We start from the raw sequence: 1,712 nt of genomic DNA on the forward strand, positions 1-1,712 counted from the left end.
TCTAAACAAACAATCTGTGTGAACACTTACGAGCTCTTCGTAAGGAGGTGATCCAACCGCAGGTTCCCCTACGGTTACCTTGTTACGACTTCACCCCAGTCATGAATCACACCGTGGTAAACGCCCTCCCGAAGGTTAAGCTATCTACTTCTGGTGCAACCCACTCCCATGGTGTGACGGGCGGTGTGTACAAGGCCCGGGAACGTATTCACCGTGACATTCTGATTCACGATTACTAGCGATTCCGACTTCATGGAGTCGAGTTGCAGACTCCAATCCGGACTTAGACGTACTTTCTGAGGTCCGCTTGCTCTCGCGAGGTCGCCTCCCTTTGTATACGCCATTGTAGCACGTGTGTAGCCCTGGTCGTAAGGGCCATGATGACTTGACGTCGTCCCCACCTTCCTCCGCTTTATCAACGGCAGTCTCCTTTGAGTTCCCGACCGAATCGCTGGCAACAAAGGATAAGGGTTGCGCTCGTTGCGGGACTTAACCCAACATTTCACAACACGAGCTGACGACAGCCATGCAGCACCTGTCTCACAGTTCCCGAAGGCACTCTCGCATCTCTGCAAGATTCTGTGGATGTCAAGACCAGGTAAGGTTCTTCGCGTTGCATCGAATTAAACCACATGCTCCACCGCTTGTGCGGGCCCCCGTCAATTCATTTGAGTTTTAACCTTGCGGCCGTACTCCCCAGGCGGTCGATTTATCGCGTTAGCTTCGGAGCCCATCACTCAGGGCAACAAACTCCAAATCGACATCGTTTACAGCGTGGACTACCAGGGTATCTAATCCTGTTTGCTCCCCACGCTTTCGCATCTCAGCGTCAGTATCTGTCCAGAAGGCCGCCTTCGCCACCGGTATTCCTCCACATCTCTACGCATTTCACCGCTACACGTGGAATTCTACCTTCCTCTACAATACTCTAGTTAACCAGTTTTAAGTGCAATTCCTAGGTTGAGCCCAGGGCTTTCACACCTAACTTAATTATCCGCCTACATGCCCTTTACGCCCAGTCATTCCGATTAACGCTCGCACCCTCCGTATTACCGCGGCTGCTGGCACGGAGTTAGCCGGTGCTTCTTCTGTAATTAACGTCAATTGATGCACCTATTAGATACACCACCTTCCTCATTACCGAAAGTACTTTACAACCCGAAGGCCTTCTTCATACACGCGGCATGGCTGCATCAGGGTTTCCCCCATTGTGCAATATTCCCCACTGCTGCCTCCCGTAGGAGTCTGGACCGTGTCTCAGTTCCAGTGTGGCTGGTCATCCTCTCAGACCAGCTAGAGATCGTCGCCTTGGTAAGCCTTTACCTCACCAACTAGCTAATCCCATATGGGTTCATCAAATGGCGCATGGCCCGAAGGTCCCATGCTTTGGTCTCTCAACATTATGCGGTATTAGCAGTCGTTTCCAACTGTTGTCCCCCTCCATTCGGCAGATCCCCATACTTTACTCACCCGTCCGCCACTCGTCATCAAGTGCAAGCACTCATGTTACCGTTCGACTTGCATGTGTTAAGCCTGCCGCCAGCGTTCAATCTGAGCCATGATCAAACTCTTCAATTTAAAGTTTGATGCTCAATAACTGTCTCTGACATATTCAAATGAATCTTCAGTGTCACTTATCAAGACTTAATTTTTTGAGTCCGTAGACTTTTAATTTTTCGTCTCGCAAGTGCCCACACAGATTGTCTGTTTCT

General features: G+C 50.4%; 1 rRNA gene. It reads right to left on the reverse strand.

Going from position 1 to position 1,712, the window contains the following annotated elements:
• Positions 1 to 40 precede the first annotated feature (40 nt).
• Positions 41 to 1,578 (reverse strand): 16S ribosomal RNA (locus tag J3U00_RS11520).
• Between the last annotated feature and the right edge of the window lie 134 nt (positions 1,579 to 1,712).

The sequence above is a fragment of the Gilliamella sp. B3127 genome, assembly GCF_026536935.1.
Classification (GTDB): Bacteria; Pseudomonadota; Gammaproteobacteria; order Enterobacterales; family Orbaceae; genus Gilliamella; species Gilliamella apicola_E.